This is a genomic window from Streptomyces sp. NPDC001914 (genome assembly GCF_042891215.1).
GTDB lineage: Bacteria > Actinomycetota > Actinomycetes > Streptomycetales > Streptomycetaceae > Streptomyces.
On sequence record NZ_JBIASW010000005.1, the window covers coordinates 322,416 to 347,378 of the forward strand.

Genomic DNA, 24,963 nt, shown 5'->3' on the forward strand with positions numbered 1-24,963 from the left:
CCACCGTGCCACCGGCGGTCGGCCGCGCCGGCCGGAGGGGGGGCCGTCCGGCCCTTCGAGCAGCGCACCGCCCCACACCCGCGCGAGGGCCGGGGCCGCTCCGGCTGACCTGCCCGGCTCCCTGGCCCCGTGACAGCGAACCGGGCCCGGACGACAGATGCCGTCCGGGCCCGGAGCGCGCGGTGGGGAAGGCCGGTCAGAACAGGCCCTTGTACCCCTGCCAGCCGGTGGCGATCTTCGTGCGGCTGCCGAAGGAGCCCTTGCCGTTGCCGGCGTTGCGCCACACGGCGCCGGAGGTGTCGCGGGAGACGAGGTCCGCCCTGCCGTCGCCGTCGACGTCGCCGGCGCCCACGATCACGTCGTACGACGAACCCCAGTCGGCGAAGACCTTCACGCGGGCCTTGAACGTGCCGGCCGCCGTGCCGTCGTAACGCCACAGCTCGTTCGACCGGTCCTGGGCCAGCAGGTCGCCGTGGCCGTCGCCGTTCAGGTCACCGGCGCCCACGACCTTCTTGTAACCCGTCCACTTGGACGCGACCTTGACCCGGGCGGAGAACGTGCCCGTGCTCGTCGCCCTGTAGAGGTAGACGTCGCCGGTCGAGGACTGGCGGGCGATCAGGTCGGCCCGGCCGTCACCGCTGACGTCGCCGGGCGAGGTCAGCACGTCGTACTGGGTCCAGCCCGTGCCCAGCGAGGTGTACGCGGTCGACGGTGTCACCGCCGCCCCGCACGCGGGCCGGTAGGCGCGCAGCGAGCCGTCGGCGTACCGCACGAGCACGTCGTTGCAGCGGTCACCGCTCAGGTCGCCGAAGGGCACGACCTTCACGGTCGTCGGCCACCCGGAGCCCGACACCTTCCCGGTGAAGGTCCCCTTGCCCGTTCCGTACTGGTAGGTCAGCCCGCCCGAGCCGTTGAGCGTCACGACCTCGCCGAAGCCGTCCGACCCGACGAAGTCGCGGCGGACCGCGGCGGCCCCGGTGACCTTGACCGTGCCCGTCCGGGTCAGCGCCGCGCCCTGCCCGTCGGCGGGCGTGACGGTCAGCTTCCAGGTGTAGGCGCCGTTGGGCACCAGCCGGCCGGAGCCGTCATTGCCGTTCCAGGCCGGGTTCACCACACCCCGCGCCGTACCGCCGGAGAGCGTGCGCACGGCCGTACCGGTCCTGGAGCCGATCTCCAGCTTCCAGGACGCCGCGGGCTTGTTCAGCCACCACTTCGGGCTCCACTGCGCGGCGCCGCCCTTGACGTCGGCCGAGGCGGCCACGGTGGCGTCGCGCTGGACGAGAGCGGAGACGGGGACATTGCTGGAGGTCAGCCGGACGTTGTTGTCCGAGCGGAGCTGGGCGATCACACCGGTGTACGGGTCGACGTCCCAGGCGTTGCCCTCGAACGCCCCGGCGGTGTGCGACACGGGTGTCCCGCCGCGCACGTCGATCACCTCGAGCTGTCCGTCCGCGACCGTCGCGACGAAGCCGTCGCCGAGCTGTGCCTGCTCCCAGTCGGAGCCGGAGACGAGCGTCAGGTTCCGCTCGGTGACGGTGTCGTAGACGCCCTGGCCCTCGTTGCCCATCACACAGTTCCACAGCAGCCAGCGGCCGACCGCCTGGAAGTCGTTCAGCAGGCAGCCCCGTCCGAACCACACCGGCTCGCCCGGCTGCCCGGTCAGCAGGTCGTAGGGGACCACGGTGTCGTTGCCGGACATCACCCACGCGGTGGTGCCCCAGATCGCCCGCACGTTCTCCGTCGTCGTCAGCGCCGTGCGTCCGGAGTCGGCGTCCACGATCCGGGTCTCCGTCACGCCGTTGCTGTCGTACGGCCTGGCCAGGGCGACGAAGCGGCCGTTCGCGGCGGTCGCGGTCCGGTACGTGCGGGAGCTGTCGATCCGGGTGCCCGGCGTCGACTGGCCGGCCCCGATGAGCCGGGGCTGGTCGCCGGCGGTCGGGCCGTATTCGGGGTCGGAGCCGTAGCCGGTGACGACGGTGCGGCCGTCGCCGGTGTCGAGGAGGCGCGGCCGGCCCTGGGTGTAGTCCTCCATGACGACGCGGCCGCGGTCGGTGCGCGCCCCCGCCGTGAGGGAGCCGGACACGCTCGTCGCGCGGGTGTGGAGATACGTCCAGTCACCCACGGGATCCAGCTCCGTGGTGGTCAGCAGGCCCTGGGCGAAGGTCAGTTGGGAGACGGTGTGGGCGGCCTTGCGGGGGTACGCGTCCGCGATCCTGCGCACGGTGACCCCGCCGCCCGCGGCGACCTCGATCAGGGAGACGCCCCAGTGGTCCGTGTCGGCGCCGCCGGGCACCAGGAGCCCGCCGTCCGGGGTCGCCATGGCCCGCACCGACGTCCGGGCCATCAGCGTCCGCGGCGCGGAGCCGTCGAGGGGGACGGCCTCGACCCGCGCGACGGCCCGGCCGGTGTCGGCCCTGCCCAGGGAGGAGTCGTACCGGGCCACGACGACGGTGTCGCCGACCAGGCCCAGCACCTGCGCGACCTCGCCGACCGGCACCGTCCGTACGGCGGCGTCCGGGTTCTGACGGGAGGCGACGTGCAGGACGCCGTCGTAGCACCACACCAGGTGGGTGGGGCTGAGCGCGACCATGTCGTACCAGGGGAGCACGTCGTACGGCAGGGCGGTGAAGCGCGCCTGTGCGATGTCGAGCCACCCGGTGACCTCGTCGTCGCCCTTGCGGTAGCGCACGACCTGTCCGCGGGCGTCACCCAGTCCGGCGGCGGACTGCGTGTAGACACCGGAGGGCACGCCTTCCACCAGGCGGTCGGAGACGGAGCCGTCGTCCTGGAGGTCCAGCAGATGCCACGCGGAGTCGCCCGGGGTGCCCTTCGTCGTGACGACCGTCGATCCCAGCGTGCTGAAGTAGGAGTGCCCGTCGGGCAGCGCGACCGTACCGACCTGACCGGACGTCATGTTCCGCAGCGTCACCGCCCTGGCCGAGCTGTCGTAGTGGGCCACGACGTCCGAACCCGCGCCCGCGCTCGTGACGCCGTACGCGTCCGTGCCCGAGGCGTCGACGACCGTGTCGGCACCGTCGTACGTCGTCCAGAGCTGACCGCGTCCCTCCTCGTACCGGAGGAACCCCGAGGGTCCCGCGCTCAGCAGACCCGTCCGGGGAACCGGCGACGTGGTGGCCGGCACGACCACCTCTCCGGTGACCGGTTCGGCCTGCGCGCCGCCGGCGGTCAGCGAGCCGATTCCGAGGGCGAGCGTGAAGGAGACAGCGGCGGCGGTGGCGCTTCGTACGAGCGCGCGTCTGCCCATGCGGGGACCTCTCCGGGACGGTGAGCGAAGGCGTGGAGAGACGTGTGCCGGACCGTCGCGCCGCAGGTCAGCGACGTGCGGGCGTGTGACGCTCAGACCCCCCAGGCGAGTGGGCGGATCTTAGCATTTTACCTGTGCATGACCTTTTACGGGCCCGGATTCGGTCGGGGCGTCCGTGAACCGATCGGAGGGTCTCGTCCGATGAGGGGGTGAACGCCACTCCCGGCGGGGTGAGTTACGGGCCCGCGCACGAGTAAGAGCCGGAGTGCGCGCCCGAGTACGAGTGCAAGCGCGAGTACGCGCCCGAATAGCCCCGAGTACGAGTCCGAGCAAGGAGAAGACGGATGCTGCACAGGACGGACCTGCTGTCCCTCGCGCTGATCGCCCTCGCCGCGGCCATCTGGCTGTGGGGCCTGATCGACTGCGCCCGCACCCCCGCGGACCGCGTCCGCTTCGTTCCGAGACTGCTGTGGCTGCTGTTCCTGTTCAACGGCTCGGTCGTCGCCACCCTGGCCTGGGTCTACTTCGGCAAGAAGCCGACAGCCGGCACGACGAAGACCCGTGTACTACGAAGGGACCCGTGTGCCGCGGCTTCCGCACCATGACCTAGTCTTCGCTCACTCGCCACACGCGGTACACGGTTCCCCCACACCGAACGCATGGGTGGCACCCACTGGCACTCACCTTCATTCCGGGGGTTAGACACCGTGCGTCTGCGCACTCTTCCGGCCGCCGCGGCCCTCGCGGCCCTGTTCGGTTCGATGGTGCTCGCCGCACCAGCGTCGGCCGACTCCAGCCGGTCCATAGCGCTCTTCGGAGCGAACGACACCGTGGTGGACGGCGTCCACCAGCACGTCTTCATCAGCGACGCCTACAACAACAAGATCGTCGTCACCGACTTCACCGGCGCCGTCGTCACCACGCTCACCGGCCTGCCCCAGGTGCGCGACCTGGAGCTGAGCCCGGACTCCGGCACGCTGTACGCCGCGGTGTACGGCGCCGACAAGATCGTCGCCATCGACACCGGGCAGCTCACGCAGAGCGCCGAGTACCCGACGGGCGACGGAACACTGCCGTCCCGGCTCGCCTACGCCGACGGCAAGCTGTGGTTCGGTTACGGCGACCAGTGGGACTCCGGGCTCGGCGAGGTCGACCTGACCGCCGAGACGCCCACGGTGACCCTCGACCTCGCGGTCGGCCACGACTTCTCGAGCCCGCCGATGCTCTACGCCGACGCCGACAACCCGGGCACGCTGCTCGCCCTCGACGGGCAGATCAGCTCCGGCCCGATCGTCGTCTACGACATCTCCTCGGGCACCCCGGCGGTCAAGGTCTCCGCCGACAAGAACGGCTCCTTCGCGGACGCGGCCCTCACCCCGGACGGCCAGAACGTCGTCGTCGCGGGACCGGGCAGTCAGGCGCTCACCGAGTACCGCCTCTCCGACCTGTCCGAGGTGCGCACCTACCCGACCACCCCGGGGGCGAGGACGGTCAGCATCGCCCCGGACGGCACGGTCGCGACCACCGTCCTCGACAGCGACGACGTGGGCGACACCCTCGTCTTCAGCAACGACCCCACCCGGCCGACGAGCGTCCGCAACCTGTCGCACAGCTGGATGCCGGGCGGCGGCCACTCCATCAGCTGGTCGGCCGACGGTTCGCGGCTGTTCGTGCTGACGGGGTACTCCGACTCCATGCAGTTCCAGACCGTCGACGCGCCCCGCATGTACGCCTCCACCCTGACGGTCGACGCCCCGGCCAAGGCCACCCGCGCCGCTTCCCTCACCGTGAAGGGCAAGCTCACCGCGAACCTGGCGCTGCCCGCCGGCACCCCGATCCAGGTCACCCGTACCGACCTGGACTCGCCGAACGGCAAGTCCCTCGGTACGAAGTCCCTTGGCGCGGGCGGCGCGTACTCCTTCACGGACACCCCGCCGGCCGGCGGCAAGGTCACGTACAGGGTGACCTACGCCGGTGACGCCACGCACTTGGCCGCGTCGGCCACGGACTCCGTCGACGTCTCGCGCGCCACGCCCACGCTGACGCTGAACAACAACGGCAAGGCGTACGACTACGCGCAGTCCGTCACGTTCACGGCGCACCTCGGCACGACGTACAAGAACCGCACGGTCGAGATCTGGGCCAACCCGTACGGCGCCGACAAGCCCGACAAGCTGGTGAAGTCCGGCACGGTCAACTCCAGCGGCAACCTGTCCGTCACCCTCGGCCTGACGCGCAAGACCCTGCTCACGGCGAAGTTCGCCGGCGACGCGCGCTACGCGCCGAAGACGACGACCAGTACGGTCGGCGCCCGGGTGAAGACGTCCACGGCGCTCGGCGGCTCCTACAAGACCCACTACACGTCGGGCCACACCTATTACTACTTCCACCAGTCCAAGGACCCGGTCGTCACGACGACGATGACGCCGTACCCGGGCCGCAAGCAGCTCCTGCAGATCCAGGTCTACGCCGACGGTGTCTGGCAGACCACGGCGAAGGAGTACTTCAAGCTCGACTCCGCCGGCAAGTCCGTCGTCACGCTCACGGGCACCCCGCCCATCGGCCCGCGCTTCCGCGTCCGCAACTCGTACATCAGCGGCTCGGGCGACAGCGTGAACACGACGACGTACGGCACCTGGAAGTACCTCACCTTCACGAGCTGACCCCCACACGCCGAAGAACCCCCGGGGTCACGACCCCGGGGGTTCTCCCGTGAATCAACGGCCGCGAACCGGTGGCCCGGGAACGGGCGGCACCGGTCGCGGTGGAGTGTCGTCAGTTCTGGTTCTGGGTCCGGCGGCGGCGTGCGACGAGGAATGTGCCCGCGCCCGCTGCCACCGCCGCGGCGGCCGCGGCCGTGATCGGCAGTGCCGAGGAGCCGGTCTCCGCCAGGTTGCCGCCGCCGGTCGTCGAGCCGGTGGTCGAGCTGCCGGTCGAGCCGGTGGAGCCGCTGGTCGAGGCGCCCGTGGAGCCGCCCGAGCCGCTGGTCGAACCGCCCGAGCCACTGGTCGAACCGCCGGTCGAGCCGGTGGAGCCGCTGGTCGAGCCGCCCGTCGAGCCGGTCGACCCTCCGCCCGTGACGTTCAGGGTGATGTCGGCCTTGTCGTTGGCCTTGTTGTGGTCGAACGGCCGCGATCCGGTGCTCAGCGCGATCGAGCCCTTGGCGCCCGCGACCCGCTTGTCGATCTTCAGGTCGAAGGTGTAGTCCATGTGGGCGTCCTCGTTCATGTACATACCGAGGTGCGCGGGGCAGCGATACGTCCCGCCCTGGGCGTGGCAGTAGTAGTCGCGCTTCACGACAGAGGTTCCGGCGGGAGGCGTGACCATGACTTGGACGCCCTGCTCCCCTCCTTCCCCTTCCAGGACCCAGGCCGGCCCGGCGTTGGCGAACTTCACCTTCATCGTCACCGTGTCGCCGACCTTCCCCTTCAACGCGGTACCCGTCACCTGGTAGTCGGCCGTGTTGACGGTGGTCACGGGCACGGTGACGACCCGCGCGGAACCCGCGCTCCCGGCCTGTCCCTCGACCAGCTTCACCGCCGGTGCCGTTCCGGGGACCGACGGATCGCCGTTCTCGTCCTCCCCGGGATTGTTGTACTCGACGCGCAGGCGCAGTTCGTCGTGCAGCGCGCGGTCCAGCGCCTTGACCCGCAGCGGCGTCGCGGTCGTGTAGACGGTGCCCGGTGCCACGGCCTGGTCGAACGCGCACGTCGCGATCCACCGCTCGGGCATCTCGTCGTAGGAACGGACGTGCTGGACGCGGCAGTTGGAGGGAACCTCCGCGAAGTCGAGTCCCCGGGTGACGCCGTAGGAGACCCACACCTTCTCGGCGGTCGCGACGCCCTTGTTCGCCACGGTGGCCTTCACGTCGAAGGTGTTCCCCGGCTTCAGTCCGCCGACCGGGGTGATGCCTCCGACGACCAGTTCGGGCTCGGCCTCGTCACCGAAGGCAGCGGGAGCCGCGGCCAGCGCGATCAGACCGGCGGCGCCGAGGGCGGCGAGAGCGGAACGCGAGGCGCGACGGTTGCGCGGGGGCATCGGCATGGAGGGACCCTCTGTCGGGAGGCGGGTGAATGAACGGTGTCGGCCAGGAGAACAACCTTCGGTTGCTAGACCCTCGCCGACCTCGATCGGTTGTACGCCGATGCGTCGCCGGCCTCTGTCGGTTGTACGCCCGGTGCCTCTCCGCCTCACGACCGAACCCGAAAACACCCTAAATAACCGGAAAATATCCGAAAGTTCCCGGACGCGCCCGACCGGACCCCGTGACCCCCGTCCCCGACGCCGGTGGAGATCCGGCGCGGCGGCTCCTAGACGCCCGTGCCTCGGCAGCGGGCGTCGAGGAGCCGGAGCCCGTCAGACGACGGCCCTGTACCCCTGCCAGCCCGTCGCGATCTTCGTACGTCCGCCGAACGACCCCTTGCCGTCGCCGTTGTTGCGGTACAGGCCACCGCCGGTGTCGCGCGAGACGAGGTCCGCCTTGCCGTCGCCGGTGATGTCACCGACTCCCACGACCGCGTTGTAGGAGGCACCCCAGGCGGAGAACACCTTCGTGCGGGCACCGAACGTGCCGTCGCCCTTGCCGTAGTACCGGTACAGGTTGTTCGACTTGTCCTGGGCGAGAAGGTCGCCGACGCCGTCCCCGTTCAGGTCACCGGCCCCGACGACCTTCTTGTACGTCCTCCAGTCGCCGTACAGCTTCACGCGTGCCGACAGGGTTCCCGAGCTCGTCCCCTTGAACAGGTACACCGTGCCGGTGGACGCCTCACGCGTGATCAGGTCGGGACGGCCGTCGCCGCTGACGTCTCCCGGCGAGGTCAGCACGTCGTACTGGTTCCAGCCGGACGTACCGAGCGAGGTGTACGGGGTCGAGGGCGTCGCCGCCGATCCGCAGGCCGGACGGTAGGCGCGCAGGGCGCCGCTGCTCAGCCGGACCAGGACGTCGTTGCAGCGGTCACCGCTGAGGTCGCCGAAGGGCACGACCGTCGCGGTGGTCGGCCAGCCGGCACCGGAGACCTTGGCGCCCAGCGCACCCGTGCCGGTACCCCGCTGGACGGTGAGCGTGCCGGAGGAGTTGAGGGTGAGCAGGTCGCCGACGCCGTCCTTGCCCGCGTAGTCGCGCGGTGCCGCCGCTCCGGCGCTCACGCCGACGCTCCCGGAGAGGACGAGGGCGCCGCCCTGTCCGTCGGCGGGCTGAGCGGTGAGCGTCCAGGTGTAGGCGCCGTTGGTGACGAGACGGCCCGCGGAGTCCTTGCCGTCCCAGGCGGCCTTCAGCAGACCACCGGTGGCGGACCCGGACAGGGTACGCACGGTCGCGCCGGACGCCTTCTGGCGGACGACCACCTTCCAGGAGGCCGCGGGCTTCGACAGCCACCAAGCGCCGGACCAGCTCGCGGCACCGGCGGTGACCGTGGAGTCGATGGCCGACAGCGCGGACGCCGGAACGCCGGTCGGTACGAGGTGGACGCGCTGCTCGCGGTCGGCGTAGGCGACGCCACCGCCGAACCGGTCCACGGTCCAGGTCGTGCCGACCCCCAGGTTGTTCTGGCCGAGGTCGGTCCAGTCGGCGAGCTTGCGGCTCGGCAGCTCCGTGTGGTCGCCGCCGGCCGGCAGTCCGCCGTGCAGGTCGACGAGCTTCAGCCCGCTGACCGACTGGGTGCCGCCGACACGCTCGACGAGGTAGCCGTCACCGAGCAGGACCCGGCCGGCCGGCGCGGTGGCGGTGCGCTTGGCCGTACGGTCGTAGACGCCCGACCCCTTGACGGAGCCCCCGTCGTCCACACAGGTCCAGTACACCCAGCGGCCCACGGCCTGGAGGCTGGAGGGAGTGCAGCCGTTGCGGGTGGTGAAGGACTCCACCGCGGTGCCCGACGGGAGCCGGGTGGCCGTGACCTTGCCTCCCGTGGCGGCACCGCTCCACAGGGTGTCGCCCCAGACGGCCGCGGCGACCCGGTCGCGCTTCTGCAGGACCTTGCCGGCCGAACCGTCGGCGAACTCGCCGATGTACTGGTCACCCGACGAGGCGCCCTCGACGATCGCGTACCGCCCGGAGAGCCCCTTGAGCTCGGGGCTGTCGTCGCCGGTGTCGAGCGTCGGGCCCCAGCCGGTGGTGCCGTTGACGCGCAGCATGGTCAGCCCGGACTCGGTGGAGTCGCGCCGGCCGTGGCGGCCGGTGCCGTCGGCGAACATCGGGATGCAGCGCGTGGCGCCGCCGTAGCAGTCGCCGTCCGAACCGCTGACCAGCCCGTCCACACTGGTCCTGACGACGCCCGGGGTGCCGCTCGTGGTGAGCCAGGTGCTGCGGTAGGCGCCGAGGATCGTGTTCGGCTCGTACAGCGTGCTGTTGTCGGCGGTGGTGAGGACGCCGCCGCCGAGGGAGAGGCCGTTGATCTGCGCGGGCATCGGCTGCACGGCGGTCACGCGGCTGCGGGTGACCGAGCCGTCGGCCGCCCGGCCGATCCGGTACACCCCCCAGTCGAGGTCGCCCTGCTCGACGTACCGATCGGCACCCGCCACGAGGACGGATCCGTCCGGCGCCTGGACGATCTGCTGGGCGGCCGGGTCCATGACCTTCGTCAGGTCGGTGTCCGTGCCGTCCGAGGTGAGGGCCCACAGCGGCTGACCCCGGTACTTGTTGTCGCCGGGCGACATCGGTTCGACGCCGAGCAGCTTGTCGCCGACGATCCCGTACGCGGCCTCGTAGGTCAGGGAACCCGTGTCGAAGGTGCGGGGCGCGGCGGACAGGTCGGCGCGGTCGTACACGTCCGCCTTGGCGCGCCCGCTGCGCAGCCGCACCACCGAGTCGGCGCCCAGCCGGAAACCGGTCACCTCCCAGCCGTTCTCCGGATCGACCCGGTCGGGCAGGGTGCTGAACACGCCGGTGGAGAGGTCGACGATGCCCCAGTGGCTCCAGCCCGACTCGTTGTCGCCGGTGGTGTAGCGGAGGATGACGGACCGGGCGTCGCCGTCCTCGACGAACACGTTTCCAGCGCCCTCCGGCAGTCCGGTCACGGGCGTCTGCGCGACGTCCCCTCCGTCCTGGACGCGCCACATCCGGTAGGTGTCCGGGTTTCCGTTGCCGTTGGTGCTGCTGCTGGTCAGAACGGTGTCGCCGAAGGTGCCCTGGTACGTGTCGTAGTCGGGCAGGGGCACCACGACGGTGTCCCCGGACGTGCCGGCGCCTCTGATGAGGGTGACCCGCGCGTCCTCCTCCGAGTAGAGGGCGACGGTGTCGGACCCGGTCCCGTAGTAGCCGGTCTTGAACGAGGCGGACGCGCTGAAGGAGCCGTTGTCGATGTCGTACTGGACCGGGACCTCGAGCCCCTGTTCCAGTGCGGTCGCGATGCCGGTCGCGTAGTCCGTCCACAGGAGCCGGTCGTCACCCTCCTCGGCCCAGAGGAACCCGCTGGTACCCGCGTTGAGGATCTGCGTGGCTCGGGGGACGGCACGCGGAGCGGCGGGCAGCACGAGCTCTCCGGCCACGCCCGGCTGCGGCGCGGCCACCGCCGGGAGCGGCACGGAGGCGAGCGGGATGCCGAGAGACAGTGCCGCCACCAGGGCGGCCGCGGTACGCGCCACCGGAGCGCCGCCCCGTTCCGGGCGTGAACCGAGGGCCGGTCTGCGTCGATGTCCGTGTCGGCGGCGGCCGAATCTGGCCACGATTCCTCCTGAGGGCGGCAAGAAGGCATGGCGGGAACGTATGACGACGCCCTGGCTCTCCCCGGCCCCCCGGCCGCTCCCCCCACACACGTGAGCGGGATCTTAACAGCATGCTCATGACCAACCGTCATGGCTTTTCACCTGTGGGTATGCCGCTCCCGCGACACAAGTGACGTGCGGCAGGCCCGCGTTCCGAAGGGCATACCCCCATCCGCACAACCGTCCGGCGCGATGAGGAGTCTGACGCGACGTAAAGCCGTTCCGTCGACGGTGGCGGCACGGCCTCAGGCATTCCCGAACAGAAGATGAATTTTTTCCACAGTTCGGGTGTACAACTCTTCACGGACTTTCCGAGTCGAACTGGCATACAAGGTCGCCCATCGGGGCGAGCGTCTCGGAAGAGGAAGTCCCGCCCATGGTGATCCGTCGGTTGTGTGGAGTCCTGCGCGTGAGCGGGGTGATCGACCTGCTTCTCGTGCTCCTGCTCGGCGCCGGCTTCGTCGCACTGCCGGTCGTCGCCCTGCTGCCGTCCCTGTGGGGCTTCGTGGCGGCATCGGCCGTGACGTACGTGGCGGACGAGGTCCTGCACCAGCGCGCCCCGAGCTTCGTACGCCGGCTGGCGGCACTGCATCTCGATCGCACCATGCGGTTCGCGGTGCGCACGGTGATGCTGCTCGCGCTGGCCAGCCGGATGGGCGCGCCGGGCGTGTGGCTGGTCACCGCCCTCGCGGTCGTCAGCGGACACTTCGCGATGATGATGCTGTACACGGCGGTGCACCACGCCATCCGCCGGCGCCGGGTGCTGCCGCTGATGGTGCGCAACCTCGACCTGAGCGAGCTGCCGATACCCCCGCAGCCTCCCGCCGTCCTGTTCAGACGCCACCTGCGCAAACTCCTGCACCTGGACCTGCCGGCCCACGTCGGACTCCTCGCCGCGCTCGCCGCCGGGACCTGGGAACCGGCCTACGCGGGCTTCGCGCTCACCGCCGGTGTGACCCTGGTGGCCGTCCTCGCACTGCTGGGCCAGTACCGCAGGGCCCGCCGGATGCCCGCACCGGACGAGGTGTTCGCCGAGGTCAACCGCCGGCTGGAGGAGTACCGGCCGGAGGTGGCCCTCTACTTCAGCTTCGCCGCCGTCTCCCGCGACTTCATGTACCAGGTCAACATGTGGATCGAGACGCTGGAGCAGCTCGACCTGCGTCCGGTGATCATCCTTCGGGAGCACGCCTCGTTCCGTCACCTGAGCCGCACCTGGATCCCGGTCGTCTGCGTGCCGAAGGCCGACGACCTGGCCGAACTCGAACTCTCCGGCGTCCGGGTCGTGCTGTATCCCGGCAACGCGGGCAAGAACGTCCACATGCTCCGCGTGGCCGAGGCCAAGCACGTCTTCATCGGCCACGGCGACAGCGACAAGCTCGCCAGCAGCAACCGGGTCAGCAAGGTGTACGACGAGATCTGGGTGGCCGGCCGCGCGGGCCGCGACCGCTACCAGCGGGTGCGGCACGCGATCAGCGACAGCGCGATCGTCGAGGTGGGGCGCCCGCAGCTGTCCCCGATCCGCCTCCACGCCGACCACGTCCCCGGTCCCGTGCCCGTCGTCCTCTACGCGCCCACCTGGGAGGGCTGGAGCGACGACGACTGCCACACCTCGCTGATCCCGATGGGCGTGCCCCTGATCGAAAGACTCCTGACGGAGAACGTACGGATCGTCTACAAGCCGCACCCGCTCACCGGCAAGCGCTCGGCGCAGGCGGCGGACGCCGACCGGACGATCCGCGAGCTGCTGCGCGCCGACAACGAACGGCGCGACCCCGCGCAGGCCGCGGCCGCGACCCTCGCCGTACGACCCCGGCTGCAGGAGATCCGGGCCCGCCTCGACGAACTGGCCGGCCGGCTCGGCGGTGACGCCGCCGAACAGATGCGTGAGACCCGGGTTCCCGACCGTGCCGGAGCGGCCGAGTGGCAGGAACTGCGCGCCGAGTGGCACCGGATCTTCTGGGAGAGCCAGGGCGCCGTCCGCCACAACGTGATCCTCGGTCAACTGCCGAACCTCTACGAGTGCTTCAACCAGGCGGACATCCTCATCAGTGACGTGTCCTCGGTGGTCGCCGACTTCGTGGCCAGCCTCAAGCCGTACGTCCTCACCAACGCGCGCGACCTGCCCGACGACGAGTTCCGGGCCGCGTACACCACCGCGGGCGGTGCCTACCTCCTCGACCGCGACTGCGCCCGGCTCCCGGAGATCCTCGACTCGGTGCGCGCTCCGCACACCGACCCGATGGTCCTGGACCGCCGGACCCTGAAGGAGTACGTCCTGGGCACCGACCGCCCCACCTCCATGGAGCGCTTCAACGCCGCGACCAACGCCCTGGCCGCGAAGGGAGAGGCGGAACAGGCCGAGGCCGCGCTGACGGCGGACCGGGGAATCTCGGCGCCGACGCCGTAGCGGACCGCCCCGGGGACGGCACCCCTCGAAGGCCCGCCGTCTCCGGGTCCCGCCGTCCCCGCCCGATCCGCCGCGCTTGTGGTGTCCCGTGCCCCGATGTTCAGCGGTGCGCGCCGGACAACGGATCTACCATTTCCGCCACTTGTCCGTGAGCTGGTACCGCCCCAGTCCGTGGCGAGCGGTCAGCGTGACGACGTCGACACCGTTTTCGGTGAGGGACGCGTCGATGTAGAGGCACAGTTGCTCACGCTCGTCGGTCTCGAAGGCGCCGCCGCCGTGGGCTTCGTTCACCGAGTTCAGGGCCAGGACGACGCGTTCCACCACGGCAAGGATCCGCGCGTCACTGGCCTCGGCGAGTCCAGCAAGGTCACCCTCGAAGGTGTCGAGGACGGCATCGGTCGCGACGAGCAGGTCCTCGGGGAACAGCCCCGCCATACAGGCACAGTCAGGATCCAGAACGCCGGCGGCAATCTCCGCGGCCTCCTCGGCTATACCGTCACGCCAGTCCGCAGTGGGTCTCTCAGCCATGAGCGGGACCGTACAGCTCACGACTGACAGCGGGCCCCGAACGGTCGGCGGCCGGTTTGTCCTCGCCGTCCCGCTTCCAGGGATACTCCTGGACGATCCCGCCCATGGCGCGGACGTGATGCGCGCCCGCCGATTGCTTTGGACAACAAAGAACCCCCGGGTCGTCGACCTGGGGGTTTCACATGGAGCGGGTGACGAGAATCGAACTCGCACTCTCAGCTTGGGAAGCTGATGTTCTACCACTAAACTACACCCGCGTAAGACGCCGGTTTGGGCCGGTGTCCGAATGCTCGCTCACTGTACCTCATGCCCGGCCCCCGGCGTCGAAGCCGCGGGGCCCGTTCGCGTTCCGGGGGGTGGATGCGGCTGCGAGGGACCGGAGTTGGGGCGTACGGTGGGGGCGTTGAAGTGGGTCCGGGCGGGGTCGGAGTGCCGCCTGGAGAGCCGTCCCTTTCATCCCGTAATGTGGCTTTCGTTGTCAGGCGCATCAGCCTGACGCGGCTCTTGGGGAAGGGACTCTGGGACTTGATGGAGCGCACCGTCGTCCGTTGTGCCGAGGGGCACGTGTTCAGCACCGCTTCGTTCCCGATGCAGCAGGCCGAGCGGCTCGGCCCCGGCCGGCTGCTCCGGTGTCCGCGGTGTGCCCGGCTCCGCAGTGTGGTGCCGGTGACCCTGGAGAGGGCAGGGACGGAGCAGTAGTACGGGTCAGCAGTACGGGCGCGCGGTGCCGCACGATTGTCGTGGCTCCGCGCGCCTTGCGTATCCTCAGGACGTGCTTCTCTCAGACAAGGACATCCGGGCCGAGATCGACGCCGGACGGGTCCGCATCGATCCTTACGACGAATCCATGGTGCAGCCGTCGAGCATCGATGTGCGGCTCGACCGCTACTTCCGGGTGTTCGAGAATCACCGCTACCCCCACATCGACCCCTCGGTCGAGCAGGCGGATCTCACGCGGCTCGTCGAGCCCGAGGGTGACGAGCCGTTCATCCTTCACCCCGGAGAGTTCGTCCTCGCCAGTACGTACGAGGTCATCTCGCTGCCCGACGACATCGCCTCGCGGCTGGAGGGCAAGAGCTCGCTGGGACGGCTGGGGCTGGTCACCCACTCCACCGCCGGGTTCATCGACCCCGGGTTCTCCGGGCACGTCACCCTGGAGCTCTCGAACCTCGCGACCCTGCCGATCAAGCTGTGGCCGGGGATGAAGATCGGGCAGCTCTGCATGTTCCGGCTCAGCTCGCCGGCCGAGTTCCCCTACGGCAGCGAGCGGTACGGCTCCCGCTACCAGGGGCAGCGCGGGCCGACCCCCTCGCGGTCCTTCCTGAACTTCCACCGCACCCAGGTCTGAGGCGATGACCATGTCTCCCGCGCGCGAGAACCTCACCTACGAAGGGTTCGGCGTCGCCGTACGCGAACTCGCCCAGACCATCGCCGACGACGGGTACGAGCCCGACATCGTGCTCTCGATCGCGCGTGGTGGCGTCTTCGTCGCGGGAGGGCTCGCCTACGCCCTCGACTGCAAGAACATCCACCTGGTGAACGTCGAGTTCTACACGGGGGTGGGGACGACGCTGGAGATGCCGGTGATGCTCGCCCCCGTCCCGAACGCGATCGACTTCTCCGACAAGAAGGTCCTGATCACCGACGACGTCGCCGACACGGGCAAGACGCTCAAGCTCGTGCACGACTTCTGCGTCGGCGAGGTCGCCGAGGTCCGCAGCGCCGTGATCTACGAGAAGACCCAGTCGCTCGTGAAGTGCGAGTACGTCTGGAAGCGCACCGACGACTGGATCAACTTCCCGTGGAGTGTTTTGCCTCCGGTACATAAGTCCGGAGAGGTGGCCAGGCCGAACAAGGAGGCGCTATAGCTCCTTCACTCCCGGGGTCTAGATCGACTCCCGTGAATGTCAGCGCCGACCGATATGCCTAGTGCCGTCCACTTCCGGTCTACCTAAAGCTTCAGAAGGACGCCCGCGAACGCTCCCGCGTCTCCTTCGGCAAGGTCGCCGCGTACCAGAAGCGCTGCGCGGTCCCCTTCGCGGTGATCCGCTTCGACGGACCCGAGACCCCGCCCCCGCACTTGGCCACCCTCGGCTTGCTCACCGACGCGATCGGTCCCCTGTCGCCCGGGGCGCCGTCGACGTCGCCGCCGCGGGTGACGAACCTGCCCGGATGCTGGGGGCACAACTCGACGTCCAGCCGATCAGAGCATTCGGGGACGGTGAAGAGATCACCGAACAGGCCGTGGCCTCCTACGTCGGCAGGGCCACTTCTCCACCAGATCCCGCCGCTACTCGATCACCCACTAGGCCGACATTCCCGAGGGACCGGGGCAGGACGGTGATGACCACGGACGAGTGGATCAAGATGCACCTTCGGCGTGCACCTGAGCGGGACGAAGAGTGGAAGAGTGGGTGCGTCGTGCGCTCGTCTGTAAGGGCGGGCCAGATCGTCAGCGCCACACGGGCTCGATGAGGCTCGGGTCGAACTTTCTCTTGCCTCTGCCAGCTGGATGGATGATCACCGCCGACAGACTGTGCAACACGATCTCTTGTTGCCGCTCAATCGGCAGACCAAAGAACTCGTCCAGCGTCAGGTTTGCAGCGTCGCCCTTGGCCTCGGACTGCTTCAGCTCCTTGTAGAACCTGGCTCGCTCCAACTTCAGCTCATCGCGCTCGCGCTCTTTCCCGGGCAAGAGCTGCAAGAGCGTGGTTACGGTGATTTGCTTCGACCGCTCGGCGTTCAACAGCCGGGTGATGTCCTCGCTGACCTGCTCCAACTCGGCATCTCGCGGCCACCGTTGTTCAATCGGAACAGTTGAGACGGCGGCTCGGGATCGCTGCTCCTCCAGTGTGAGTTGAGCTATCAGCCTGTCCACGGGTTCCCCGACGCGTCCCACTTTTCCGCAGCCGCCATTGACGACGGAACACTGATAGGTGAACTTCGCCGCTTTCGACCCTGGCTGCCAACGCTGGTTGATCTGGCCCCGGATCTTCGTCTTGCACAGTCCGCATCGTGCGATACCCGACAGCATGTACTTACGGGCCAGCGACCGGCCGGGCTGCTTCTGCTTTCGCTCGGCAACCGCGGCGCACACTGCTTCCCACTCGTCGAGGGTGTTGATCGCCTCCCACTCGCCCAGGACGGGCCGGCCGTCCTCGTCGTTCAGGACCTGGCCGTGGTAGGTCCGGTATCCGACCAGTCGTGGGTTCGTGAGGATGTGCTCGACGTGGTGGTGGGCCATCCGCTTGGTGCCTGCGCGGGGGTTGCCCAAGCCTTGCTCCTGCCAGCGCGTACGGATCGTGCCGATGCGAACGCCGGCGAGGATTTCGCGCTGAGCCTCTCGGATGGCTGCGGCTGCTTCCGGGTCGACCTTGCTTCGGTCTTCCCTGAGCCATCCGTACGGTGCTGGTCCGCCGCTGTCCTTGCCTTTCTGGGCCAACTCCAGATGCTTCCGCTTGATGCGGCGCGAGGCGTCGTGGGATGACTTGTTGGCGAAGGCGACCATGATGCGTGACATGGTGCGGCCGTCCGGCGTTCCGAGGTTGACGTCGTTGGTGACCGTCGCGAACTCCAGCCGCGGGCGGTCATCGAAGATCTCGATCAGCTGCTCAAGGTCTCGTGGCTGCCGCGCCAATCGGTCTAGGTCGTACGCCACGATGCCGTCGATGAGGCCGGCGCTCAGGTCGCTCAGCATCAGTTCGAACTGTTCGCGTACGACGTGGCGCTTGTAGGCCGATACGTCGTTGTCCTCGTAGACCTTCACGGCCTGCCAGGAACGGAGATCCGCGAGACGCTCGCAGTCTCGCTGCTGGCGGGCTACGCCCAATGCGTGTCCCTCGTCGTCCCGCGAGATGCGCGTGTAGATCCCCACTCGGCGTGCCACGTCTGGGCCTCCCCACCCTCAACAGCTGGGATCAAGCTACTACCGTCATCGAGTCAAGTCAGCTATAGCATCAAGCCCCCCGTCGTTTGATCGACAGGTGCTCGACTCGTAGGCCAGGTCAGAGGAAAGAACAGATGGAAGAGAAGAGGGGCCCCCGGCGGTGTGCCGGGGGCCCCTCTTCCATCTGTTCTGTGCGGGGGCGTATGCCGCCCGTGGGGTCAGAACGTGCCCAGTTTGATGATCGACAGGATGGCGATCAGCTGAATGGAGGACGCGGCGAGGGCCTTCGGCCAGGGGAGGTCGTGGGACTTGCCGACCATCAGGGTCAGCAGCGCGCCCGCGGCGACCCAGGTGATCCAGCCGAGGAGCTTGACGAAGGACGCGTCGCCGCCGAGGAACATGGCGAAGAGCAGTCGCGGGGTGTCCGTGATGGACATGATCAGCATGGAGAGGCCGACCGTGGGCTGCCAGGCCCCGTCGCCGCCGAGCTGGCGGGCCAGGGTGTGGGTCACCACGCCCAGGACGAACGTGCTGAGCACGAGGGCGACAGCGGTCGTCAGGACGATCGGGACGGCGTTGGAGAGCGTCGCGGTGATGGCGTCCTCGCGGGCGCCGTCGAAGCCGAAGACCGCCAGCAGGCCGTAGAGGAACGTCACGATCAGGGCCGGGGCCCACATCGTGTAGTCGCGCATCTGGAGGAAGGTCCTGTTGGGGGCCGTCACTATGCCCTTGAGCAGGTCCTTCCAGTGCAGCCGGGGTCCGACCGGCGGAGCGGCCGCCTGGCCCGCCCGGTAGACGTCCCCGTCGTTGTACGGGTCCTCGCCGATCGAGAAGGCCTGCGTGTGACCGGGGCTGTTCGCCGCGTACGGGTCCGGGCCCTGCTGCGGGTGGCCGTCGCCGAAGTACTCCGGCTCGCCGTGCCCGCCGCCGTGCCCGCCGCCCTGGGGCCAGCCGCCCTGCTGTCCGCCCCGGTGGGCCTGCCCGCCCTGCCGGCCGCCGTACGGCTGCTGTCCGCCGTACTGCGGCTGCGACGGCGCGCCCGGGTAGCCGTACGGCTGCTGCCCGCCTCCCCGGGGGGACTGCTGTCCACGCCCCTGGGAGGACTGTCCGTACGACGGTTGTTGTTGCGGTCGCCCTTGCGGTGCACGGTTGTCCCGGCCGCCGCGTCCGATCCTGAATCCAGCCACGTCATCGAACGTACCTGGTCCCGAAGAGTGACGTGCGGGAGCCGGGGCACCAGGCCCGGCATTGGGGCCGAGCTGTGACATCCCCTAAGGGCACCGCGGGCCGGCCCTTACGGGAGCGGCTGTTCGAGCTGTCCGGCGCGATGTCACGCCTACGGGCCGCCCGGGAAGCGGGCGGCCCGTAGGGTCGGTCGGTGAGGGGCGGTCAGTCGGCGAAGATGGCGCCGAACTGCGGGGCTCCGGACGTCGAGACGCCCGACGTGCTCGGCGAGACGGTGCGGGAGCCGGTCGTGGTGATCTTGCTGCCGTTGGAGGGCAGGTAGGTCACGGCGCCGTTCCCGGCGTTCTCGTACGAGCCGACGATCAGGTCGGCCCGGCCGTCGCCGGTGACGTCGTCGAGCTTGACGTCCGCGCCGAACAGGTCGCTCTTCTCGTCGTTGCCGGGGACGCCCGCCGTGCTCTGCGCGAACGCCTGCGTGCCGGTGGTGACGTCGATGCCGGCCGCGGAGCCGTACAGGACGGTGACCATGCCGGTGTTGGTGACACCGTCGATGTCCTCGTCCGGTGCCGCGACGACGAGGTCCTGGTAGCCGTCGCCGTTGACGTCGCCCATGTCCAGCTCCCAGCCGAAGCCGTCACCCTTCTCCGAGGTGCCCGGGACGCTGCCGCTGTTCTGGGTGATCCCGGTGGTGCCGGCCGGGCCGGACGCCGAGCCGTAGGTGATGTTCACCTTGCCGCCGTTGGCGGCGTCCGGGACGGGGGTGCCGTCCTCCAGGGTGGCGTCCCAGCCCGCGCCGCTGACGATGTCGCCGAAGCCGTCGCCGTTGATGTCCCCGATGCCGGTGATGATGCCGGGCTTGAGGGCGGTGGCGGATCCCACGTTCAGGCCGCTCGCCGAGCCGGGCACGAAGTAGTTCGTGTTCCAGCCGTAGTCGGACTGCGTCTCGTAGCCGTCGACGATCAGGTCGGTCCTGCCGTCGCCGTTGACGTCGCCCGCGGTCAGGCTGAGCGGGCCGTAGGGGCTGTCGTTGGTGCCCGAGATGATCGGGGGCTTGATCGTCGTACGGGCCCCGGGGGTGCCGGCCGTGGTGAAGCCGCCCTTGTAGACGTAGATCGTGCTGGCGGAGCTGCCGACCGCGAGGTCGGCCTTGCCGTCGCCGTCGAAGTCGCCGGCGGCCAGGTCCTTGCCCCAGAAGTCGTGCGAGGAGGGGGCCGGGTCCGGGACGTCGACGGCCTTGCCGGTGAGGCCGCTCGCGGAGCCCCACAGGATGGTGAGGCCGCCGCCGTTGGTGTCGGTGCCGACCTTCTCCCAGGGGGAGGAGACGGCGAGGTCGTCGTAGCCGTCGCCGTTGAAGTCGGCGTACGCCGTCTCGCCGCCGAAGCCGTCCCCGGCCTCGGCGGTGCCGGGGACACCGGTGGTGTTCTGGCTGATCGTGGAGCGCTTGGCGGACGAGACGCCGGTGGTCGTGCCGTAGAGGGCGACGATCTGGCCGGCGCCCGCGTGGCCGCTGACGTAGGCGCCGTGGGCCGAGAGGGCCACATCGCCCTTGCCGTCGCCGTTGAAGTCGGCCTGCGGGACCGTGGCGGAGTCCGCGGCGGTCGCTGTCGCGGCCGAGAAAGTCAGAAGACCGCCCGTCAGAGCGGCGGCCGTCGCCGTCGCGAGGGCGAGGCGCACGTGGCGCGGGTGACGCATGAGCATGCGTGATTCTCCTGCGGCATGCGGGGACGCTCGTGTACGCGCCCCCGGTCAATAGGGAGCCGGTCGTCCGTGTTTGCCGGGAGTTGTACGGCGGTTCACCGACCGATCGGCGAACAGGAGACCGTCGGCGGGGGGCAAGGGTTGTACGTGAGTTCGGTTGTGCCGTGTGGGTCCCGCGAAACGCACCGCCGGAGGGCTCCCCGGACGGCACTGATCCCCGCGGGCACTGCTCCCGGCGGGCACTGCTCCCGGCGGGCACTGCTCCCGGCGGGCCCGGCCGACCGCACTGCCGACGGGCCCCCGCGGATCGCACTGCCGAGAGGCTCGGCGAACGGCATTGCCGGAGGGCTCCACGGACCTCACCCCCGGAAAGCTCCGCGGACCTCATCCACGGAACCCTCCGCGGACCGCACCCCCGGAGGGTTCCGTGGGCGGTGCCGCTGCCAGAGGGCTCCGTACGCGGCTTCCGCCTGCGGGGCGGTGCTCATCGGGGCCGGGCACGGCTGCGCCCCCGTGTTCCGCGGAGCACGGGGGCGCAGCTCGTACCGATCCGGGCGGAGCCGGTCGGCTGTGCCTGACTGCCGGGTCAGGCGGCTGTTCAGACAGTCGTGCCGGACGCTCGTCCGGACGGGACGGTTACTTCACCGGCTCCGGCTCCGGCTCGCTCTCCGACTCGGCCGCGCCCGCCGGGGGCTCGTCCTCGACCGGCGTCTTGACGGATTCGAGCAGGAGCTGGGCGACGTCGACGACCTGGACGGACTCCTTGGCCTTGCCGTCGTTCTTCTTGCCGTTGACCGAGTCGGTCAGCATGACGAGGCAGAACGGGCAGGCGGTGGAGACGATGTCGGGGTTCAGCGACAGGGCCTCGTCGACGCGCTCGTTGTTGATGCGCTTGCCGATCCGCTCCTCCATCCACATCCGGGCGCCGCCGGCGCCGCAGCAGAAGCCGCGCTCCTTGTGGCGGTGCATCTCCTGCTGACGCAGGCCCGGGACAGCGGACATGATCTCGCGCGGGGGCGTGTAGATCTTGTTGTGGCGGCCCAGGTAGCACGGGTCGTGGTACGTGATCAGACCCTCGACCGGGGTCACCGGCAGCAGCTTGCCCTCGTCGATGAGGTGCTGCAGGAGCTGGGTGTGGTGGATGACCTCGTAGTCGCCGCCGATCTGCGGGTACTCGTTGCCGATCGTGTTGAGGCAGTGCGGGCAGGTGGCGACGATCTTCTTCGCCGACTTCGGCTTCTTGGTCGACTCGTCCTCGTCGTCCTCACCGAATGCCATGTTCAGCGCCGCGACGTTCTCCATGCCGAGCTCCTGGAACAGGGGCTCGTTGCCGAGACGGCGGGCGGAGTCACCGGTGCACTTCTCGTCGCCGCCCATGATCGCGAACTTGACGCCCGCCATGTGCAGGAGCTCCGCGAAGGCCTTGGTGGTCTTCTTGGCGCGGTCCTCCAGGGCGCCGGCGCAGCCGACCCAGTAGAGGTACTCGACCTCGGAGAGGTCCTCGATGTCCTTGCCGACGACCGGGACCTCGAAGTCGACCTCCTTGAGCCATTCCAGGCGCTGCTTCTTCGCCAGGCCCCAGGGGTTGCCCTTCTTCTCCAGGTTCTTGAGCATCGTGCCCGCCTCGGACGGGAACGCGCTCTCGATCATCACCTGGTAGCGGCGCATGTCGACGATGTGGTCGATGTGCTCGATGTCGACCGGGCACTGCTCGACACAGGCGCCGCAGGTGGTGCAGGACCACAGGACGTCCGGGTCGATGACGCCGTTCTCCTCGGCGGTGCCGATGAGGGGGCGCTCGGCCTCGGCGAGGGCGGCCGCGGGAACGTCCTTGAGCTGCTCCTCGGACGCCTTCTCCTCGCCCTCCATGGACTTGCCGCCGCCGGCCAGCAGGTACGGGGCCTTGGCGTGCGCGTGGTCGCGCAGCGACATGATGAGGAGCTTGGGGGAGAGCGGCTTGCCGGTGTTCCAGGCGGGGCACTGCGACTGGCAGCGGCCGCATTCGGTGCAGGTGGAGAAGTCGAGCAGGCCCTTCCAGGAGAACTGCTCGACCTGGGAGACGCCGAAGACGTCGTCCTCACCGGGGTCGGTGAAGTCGATGGCCTTGCCGCCGGAGGTCATCGGCTGGAGGCCGCCGAGGGCGGTCCCGCCGGTCGCCTCGCGCTTGAACCAGATGTTCGGGAACGCCAGGAAGCGGTGCCAGGCCACGCCCATGTTGGTGTTGAGCGAGACCACGATCATCCAGATGAACGAGGTGCTGATCTTCACCATGGCGGTGAGGTAGATCAGGTTCTGCAGGGTGGTGACGCTCAGGCCCTTGAAGGCGAGGACCAGCGGGTACGAGGCGAAGTACGCGGCCTCGTAGTGGTCGACGTGGTGGATGGCGCCCTCGAGGCCGCGCAGCACGTAGATGGCGAGGCCGATGGTGAGGATGACGTACTCGACGAAGTACGCCTGGCCGGCCTTGGAGCCCGCGAAACGGGACTTGCGGCCCGGGCGGGACGGCAGGTTCAGCAGGCGGATGGCGATCAGCACGGCGATGCCGAGGATCGTCATCACGCCGATGAACTCGATGTACAGCTCGAACGGCAGGAAGCCGCCGATGACCGGCAGCGTCCAGTCGGCCGAGAAGAGCTGGCCGAAGGCCTGGGCGAGGGTCGGCGGAAGGGTCAGGAAGCCGATCGCCACGAACCAGTGGGCGAAGCCCACGATGCCCCAGCGGTTCATCCGCGTGTGGCCGAGGAACTCCTTGACCAGCGTCACGCTGCGCGCGTAGGGGTTGTCCGTCCGGGCACCCGCCGGGACCGGCTGGCCCAGCTTGAAGTACCGGACGAACTGACCGATGGCGCGTGCGAGCAGCGCAACGCCGACCACGGTCAGGACCAGCGACACAATGATCGCGGCGAGTTGCATTCGGGGGCTCCTCGGGCCTGCGAGGTGTTCTTCGAGGGCGACCTCGAAGGTGATTACTAAGCGGTAACTTATGCAGTCCGTCTGAGACTACCCACTTCCTTCGCCGCACTGTAGTCAGCGGTGCGGTGATCTGCGTCGCTGAGGGAAGCCTGAGTGGGCGCCCGGGGCGCGGGCACAAGGTGCACTTCGGCCGGGGTCGACAGGACACGTAAACCCGATCGTGTTATTCACCCAATACTGTGACAATTACCCCTAAATTGGCGATGTGCTGTACGGAATCACGGCCGCCATCGCCGCTCTGCTCCTGACCGCCACGCTCGCCGCGCTGCTGCGGTCGCTCTCCCTGCGCCTCGGCCCGGCCGAAGGGAGGGGACTTCCCGGGCGCCGCGCGAAACCGCGGGCACCCGGGAGGGTGAGGCCGGTTCCGCTCCTCGGCGGGATCGCCGTGGCCGGCGCGACGGCGCTCGTCGGCTGGGCCGGCGACTGGACCGGCGCCGCCCCGCTCGGGCCCGAGGCCGGCCGGATCCTGGTCGCCGGGATCGCGGTCGCCCTGCTGGGCCTCGCCGCCGACCTGCTGCCCCTGCCCCCGGTGGTGTGCGTGGCGGGCGTCGCCGTCGCCGCCGCGCTGACCGTCCCCTACGACGAACTCGGTGCGCCCGCCGGAGTGCTGGCGGTGGCCTGGACCGTCCTCGTCACGCACGCCTTCCGCTCGCTGGACCACGCCGACGGAGTGATGGGGACGGTCGGTGTCATCACCGCGTTCGCCCTCAGCGGGTGCGCGGCCGCCGAGCTCATGGACGGGCTCGCGGCGCTGCTCAGCGTCCTGGCCGCCGCCCTCACGGGCTTCCTGATGCACGGATGGCCCCCGGCCAGGATCGCGCCGGGGCGGTGCGGATCGCTGTTCGCCGGCTTCCTGCTGGCCTCCGCGGTCGTGCAGGTGCACGCCGAGCGGCCCGCCGGGCCCGGCCTCGGAGCCGCCTTCGCGCTGACGGCCGTGGCCACCGCGGACGCCGTCCTGGTCCTGGTGTCGCGTCGGCGCGCGGGGCGGCCGCTGCTGCGCCCGGCGCCGGACCATCTGGTGCACCGGCTGCGGCGGGCGGGGCTCACCCGGCAGGGGGTCATGGTCGTGACCGGACTGGCGGCGTTCGCGGCTGCGTTCACGGGGCTGTGCATCGATCTCGGCTGGCTGGGGGCGGGGGCCGCCTGGTGGGTGGCCGGCGCCGTGGCGGTGGTCGCCGTCGTGGGGGCCCTGCGGCCGGGGGTGCGCCCGCGCCGGGACCGTCCGCATGCGATCCCCGCTCCCGGGGGACCCGCCCCGAGGTCGCTGGGGCGTCCCGGGCGTCCCCGTCCGGAGGCTCCGGGAGCGGTGAAGGTGCACTGACG

14 protein-coding genes, 1 tRNA gene and 1 pseudogene are annotated in these 24,963 nt (G+C 70.0%); 7 read left to right on the forward strand and 9 right to left on the reverse strand.

Annotated elements, in window-relative coordinates; all coding sequences use genetic code 11:
* Window positions 1-196 precede the first annotated feature (196 nt).
* The gene (locus ACFYYF_RS17045; RefSeq protein ID WP_388776305.1) at window positions 197-3,265 is read right to left on the reverse strand and encodes an FG-GAP-like repeat-containing protein; all 3,069 of its coding nucleotides are present in this window, start codon (window positions 3,263-3,265) and stop codon (window positions 197-199) included.
* A 344-nt stretch (window positions 3,266-3,609) separates the two neighbouring features.
* Here ACFYYF_RS17045 and ACFYYF_RS17050 point away from each other — a divergent pair, with 344 nt between their 5' ends.
* Window positions 3,610-3,870, forward strand: coding sequence for a hypothetical protein (locus tag ACFYYF_RS17050; protein WP_388776307.1), 261 nt, complete (start codon window positions 3,610-3,612; stop codon window positions 3,868-3,870).
* A 102-nt stretch (window positions 3,871-3,972) separates the two neighbouring features.
* Complete coding sequence (locus ACFYYF_RS17055) at window positions 3,973-5,928, forward strand: YncE family protein (protein ID WP_388776309.1); 1,956 nt, start codon at window positions 3,973-3,975, stop codon at window positions 5,926-5,928.
* 112 nt (window positions 5,929-6,040) lie between these two features.
* Here the strand turns inward: ACFYYF_RS17055 and ACFYYF_RS17060 are convergent, their stop codons facing one another.
* Together ACFYYF_RS17060 and ACFYYF_RS17065 are read right to left on the reverse strand one after the other, a co-directional pair.
* Window positions 6,041-7,309, reverse strand: coding sequence for a hypothetical protein (locus tag ACFYYF_RS17060; RefSeq protein WP_388776311.1), 1,269 nt, complete (start codon window positions 7,307-7,309; stop codon window positions 6,041-6,043).
* A 312-nt stretch (window positions 7,310-7,621) separates the two neighbouring features.
* Entirely contained in the window at window positions 7,622-10,843 is a 3,222-nt protein-coding gene (locus ACFYYF_RS17065; protein ID WP_388776313.1) for an FG-GAP-like repeat-containing protein, read from the reverse strand.
* A gap of 529 nt (window positions 10,844-11,372) precedes the next feature.
* Here ACFYYF_RS17065 and ACFYYF_RS17070 point away from each other — a divergent pair.
* Complete coding sequence (locus ACFYYF_RS17070) at window positions 11,373-13,370, forward strand: hypothetical protein (RefSeq protein ID WP_388776315.1); 1,998 nt, start codon at window positions 11,373-11,375, stop codon at window positions 13,368-13,370.
* 126 nt (window positions 13,371-13,496) lie between these two features.
* On the opposite strand, the gene ACFYYF_RS17075 is transcribed toward ACFYYF_RS17070, so the two are convergent.
* Together ACFYYF_RS17075 and ACFYYF_RS17080 are read right to left on the reverse strand one after the other, a co-directional pair.
* A complete protein-coding gene (locus tag ACFYYF_RS17075) occupies window positions 13,497-13,898 on the reverse strand; it encodes a hypothetical protein (protein ID WP_388776317.1) in 402 nt (133 codons plus the stop codon).
* Between the two features lie 183 nt (window positions 13,899-14,081).
* A tRNA-Gly gene (locus ACFYYF_RS17080) sits at window positions 14,082-14,155 on the reverse strand.
* A 515-nt stretch (window positions 14,156-14,670) separates the two neighbouring features.
* Here ACFYYF_RS17080 and dcd point away from each other — a divergent pair.
* From dcd to ACFYYF_RS17095, 3 genes and pseudogenes are all read left to right on the forward strand, one after another.
* Window positions 14,671-15,246: a dCTP deaminase gene (gene dcd, locus ACFYYF_RS17085; RefSeq protein WP_361694055.1), complete on the forward strand. Its 576-nt coding sequence runs from the start codon at window positions 14,671-14,673 to the stop codon at window positions 15,244-15,246.
* A 10-nt stretch (window positions 15,247-15,256) separates the two neighbouring features.
* Window positions 15,257-15,766: a phosphoribosyltransferase gene (locus tag ACFYYF_RS17090; protein WP_361694059.1), complete on the forward strand. Its 510-nt coding sequence runs from the start codon at window positions 15,257-15,259 to the stop codon at window positions 15,764-15,766.
* Window positions 15,767-15,858: 92 nt separating this feature from the next.
* Window positions 15,859-16,193 (forward strand): annotated as a pseudogene (locus ACFYYF_RS17095) (replication initiator); the annotation flags it as partial.
* A gap of 157 nt (window positions 16,194-16,350) precedes the next feature.
* Here ACFYYF_RS17095 and ACFYYF_RS17100 read toward each other — a convergent pair.
* The 4 genes from ACFYYF_RS17100 to ACFYYF_RS17115 all read right to left on the reverse strand — a co-directional run bounded on the left by ACFYYF_RS17100 (window position 16,351) and on the right by ACFYYF_RS17115 (window position 23,580).
* On the reverse strand, window positions 16,351-17,784 hold the full coding sequence (locus ACFYYF_RS17100) for a recombinase family protein (RefSeq protein ID WP_388776320.1): 1,434 nt from the start codon (window positions 17,782-17,784) through the stop codon (window positions 16,351-16,353).
* A gap of 218 nt (window positions 17,785-18,002) precedes the next feature.
* Complete coding sequence (locus tag ACFYYF_RS17105; RefSeq protein ID WP_388776323.1) at window positions 18,003-19,052, reverse strand: YIP1 family protein; 1,050 nt, start codon at window positions 19,050-19,052, stop codon at window positions 18,003-18,005.
* Between the two features lie 121 nt (window positions 19,053-19,173).
* On the reverse strand, window positions 19,174-20,667 hold the full coding sequence (locus ACFYYF_RS17110) for an FG-GAP and VCBS repeat-containing protein (protein WP_388776325.1): 1,494 nt from the start codon (window positions 20,665-20,667) through the stop codon (window positions 19,174-19,176).
* A gap of 636 nt (window positions 20,668-21,303) precedes the next feature.
* Window positions 21,304-23,580, reverse strand: coding sequence for a heterodisulfide reductase-related iron-sulfur binding cluster (locus tag ACFYYF_RS17115; protein WP_388776327.1), 2,277 nt, complete (start codon window positions 23,578-23,580; stop codon window positions 21,304-21,306).
* Window positions 23,581-23,845: 265 nt separating this feature from the next.
* On the opposite strand from ACFYYF_RS17115, the gene ACFYYF_RS17120 reads away from it, so the two are divergent.
* On the forward strand, window positions 23,846-24,961 hold the full coding sequence (locus tag ACFYYF_RS17120) for an MraY family glycosyltransferase (protein ID WP_388776329.1): 1,116 nt from the start codon (window positions 23,846-23,848) through the stop codon (window positions 24,959-24,961).
* The last annotated feature ends 2 nt before the right edge of the window (window positions 24,962-24,963 follow it).

Bases quoted from the DNA above. Each gene is read 5' to 3' on its own strand.
- ACFYYF_RS17045 (WP_388776305.1), bottom strand. From the start codon at position 3,265: ATGGGCAGACGCGCGCTCGTACGAAGCGCCACCGCCGCCGCTGTCTCC.
- ACFYYF_RS17050 (WP_388776307.1), top strand. From the start codon at position 3,610: ATGCTGCACAGGACGGACCTGCTGTCCCTCGCGCTGATCGCCCTCGCC.
- ACFYYF_RS17060 (WP_388776311.1), bottom strand. From the start codon at position 7,309: ATGCCGATGCCCCCGCGCAACCGTCGCGCCTCGCGTTCCGCTCTCGCC.
- ACFYYF_RS17075 (WP_388776317.1), bottom strand. From the start codon at position 13,898: ATGGCTGAGAGACCCACTGCGGACTGGCGTGACGGTATAGCCGAGGAG.
- ACFYYF_RS17090 (WP_361694059.1), top strand. From the start codon at position 15,257: ATGTCTCCCGCGCGCGAGAACCTCACCTACGAAGGGTTCGGCGTCGCC.
- ACFYYF_RS17105 (WP_388776323.1), bottom strand. From the start codon at position 19,052: ATGTCACAGCTCGGCCCCAATGCCGGGCCTGGTGCCCCGGCTCCCGCA.
- ACFYYF_RS17110 (WP_388776325.1), bottom strand. From the start codon at position 20,667: ATGCTCATGCGTCACCCGCGCCACGTGCGCCTCGCCCTCGCGACGGCG.
- ACFYYF_RS17115 (WP_388776327.1), bottom strand. From the start codon at position 23,580: ATGCAACTCGCCGCGATCATTGTGTCGCTGGTCCTGACCGTGGTCGGC.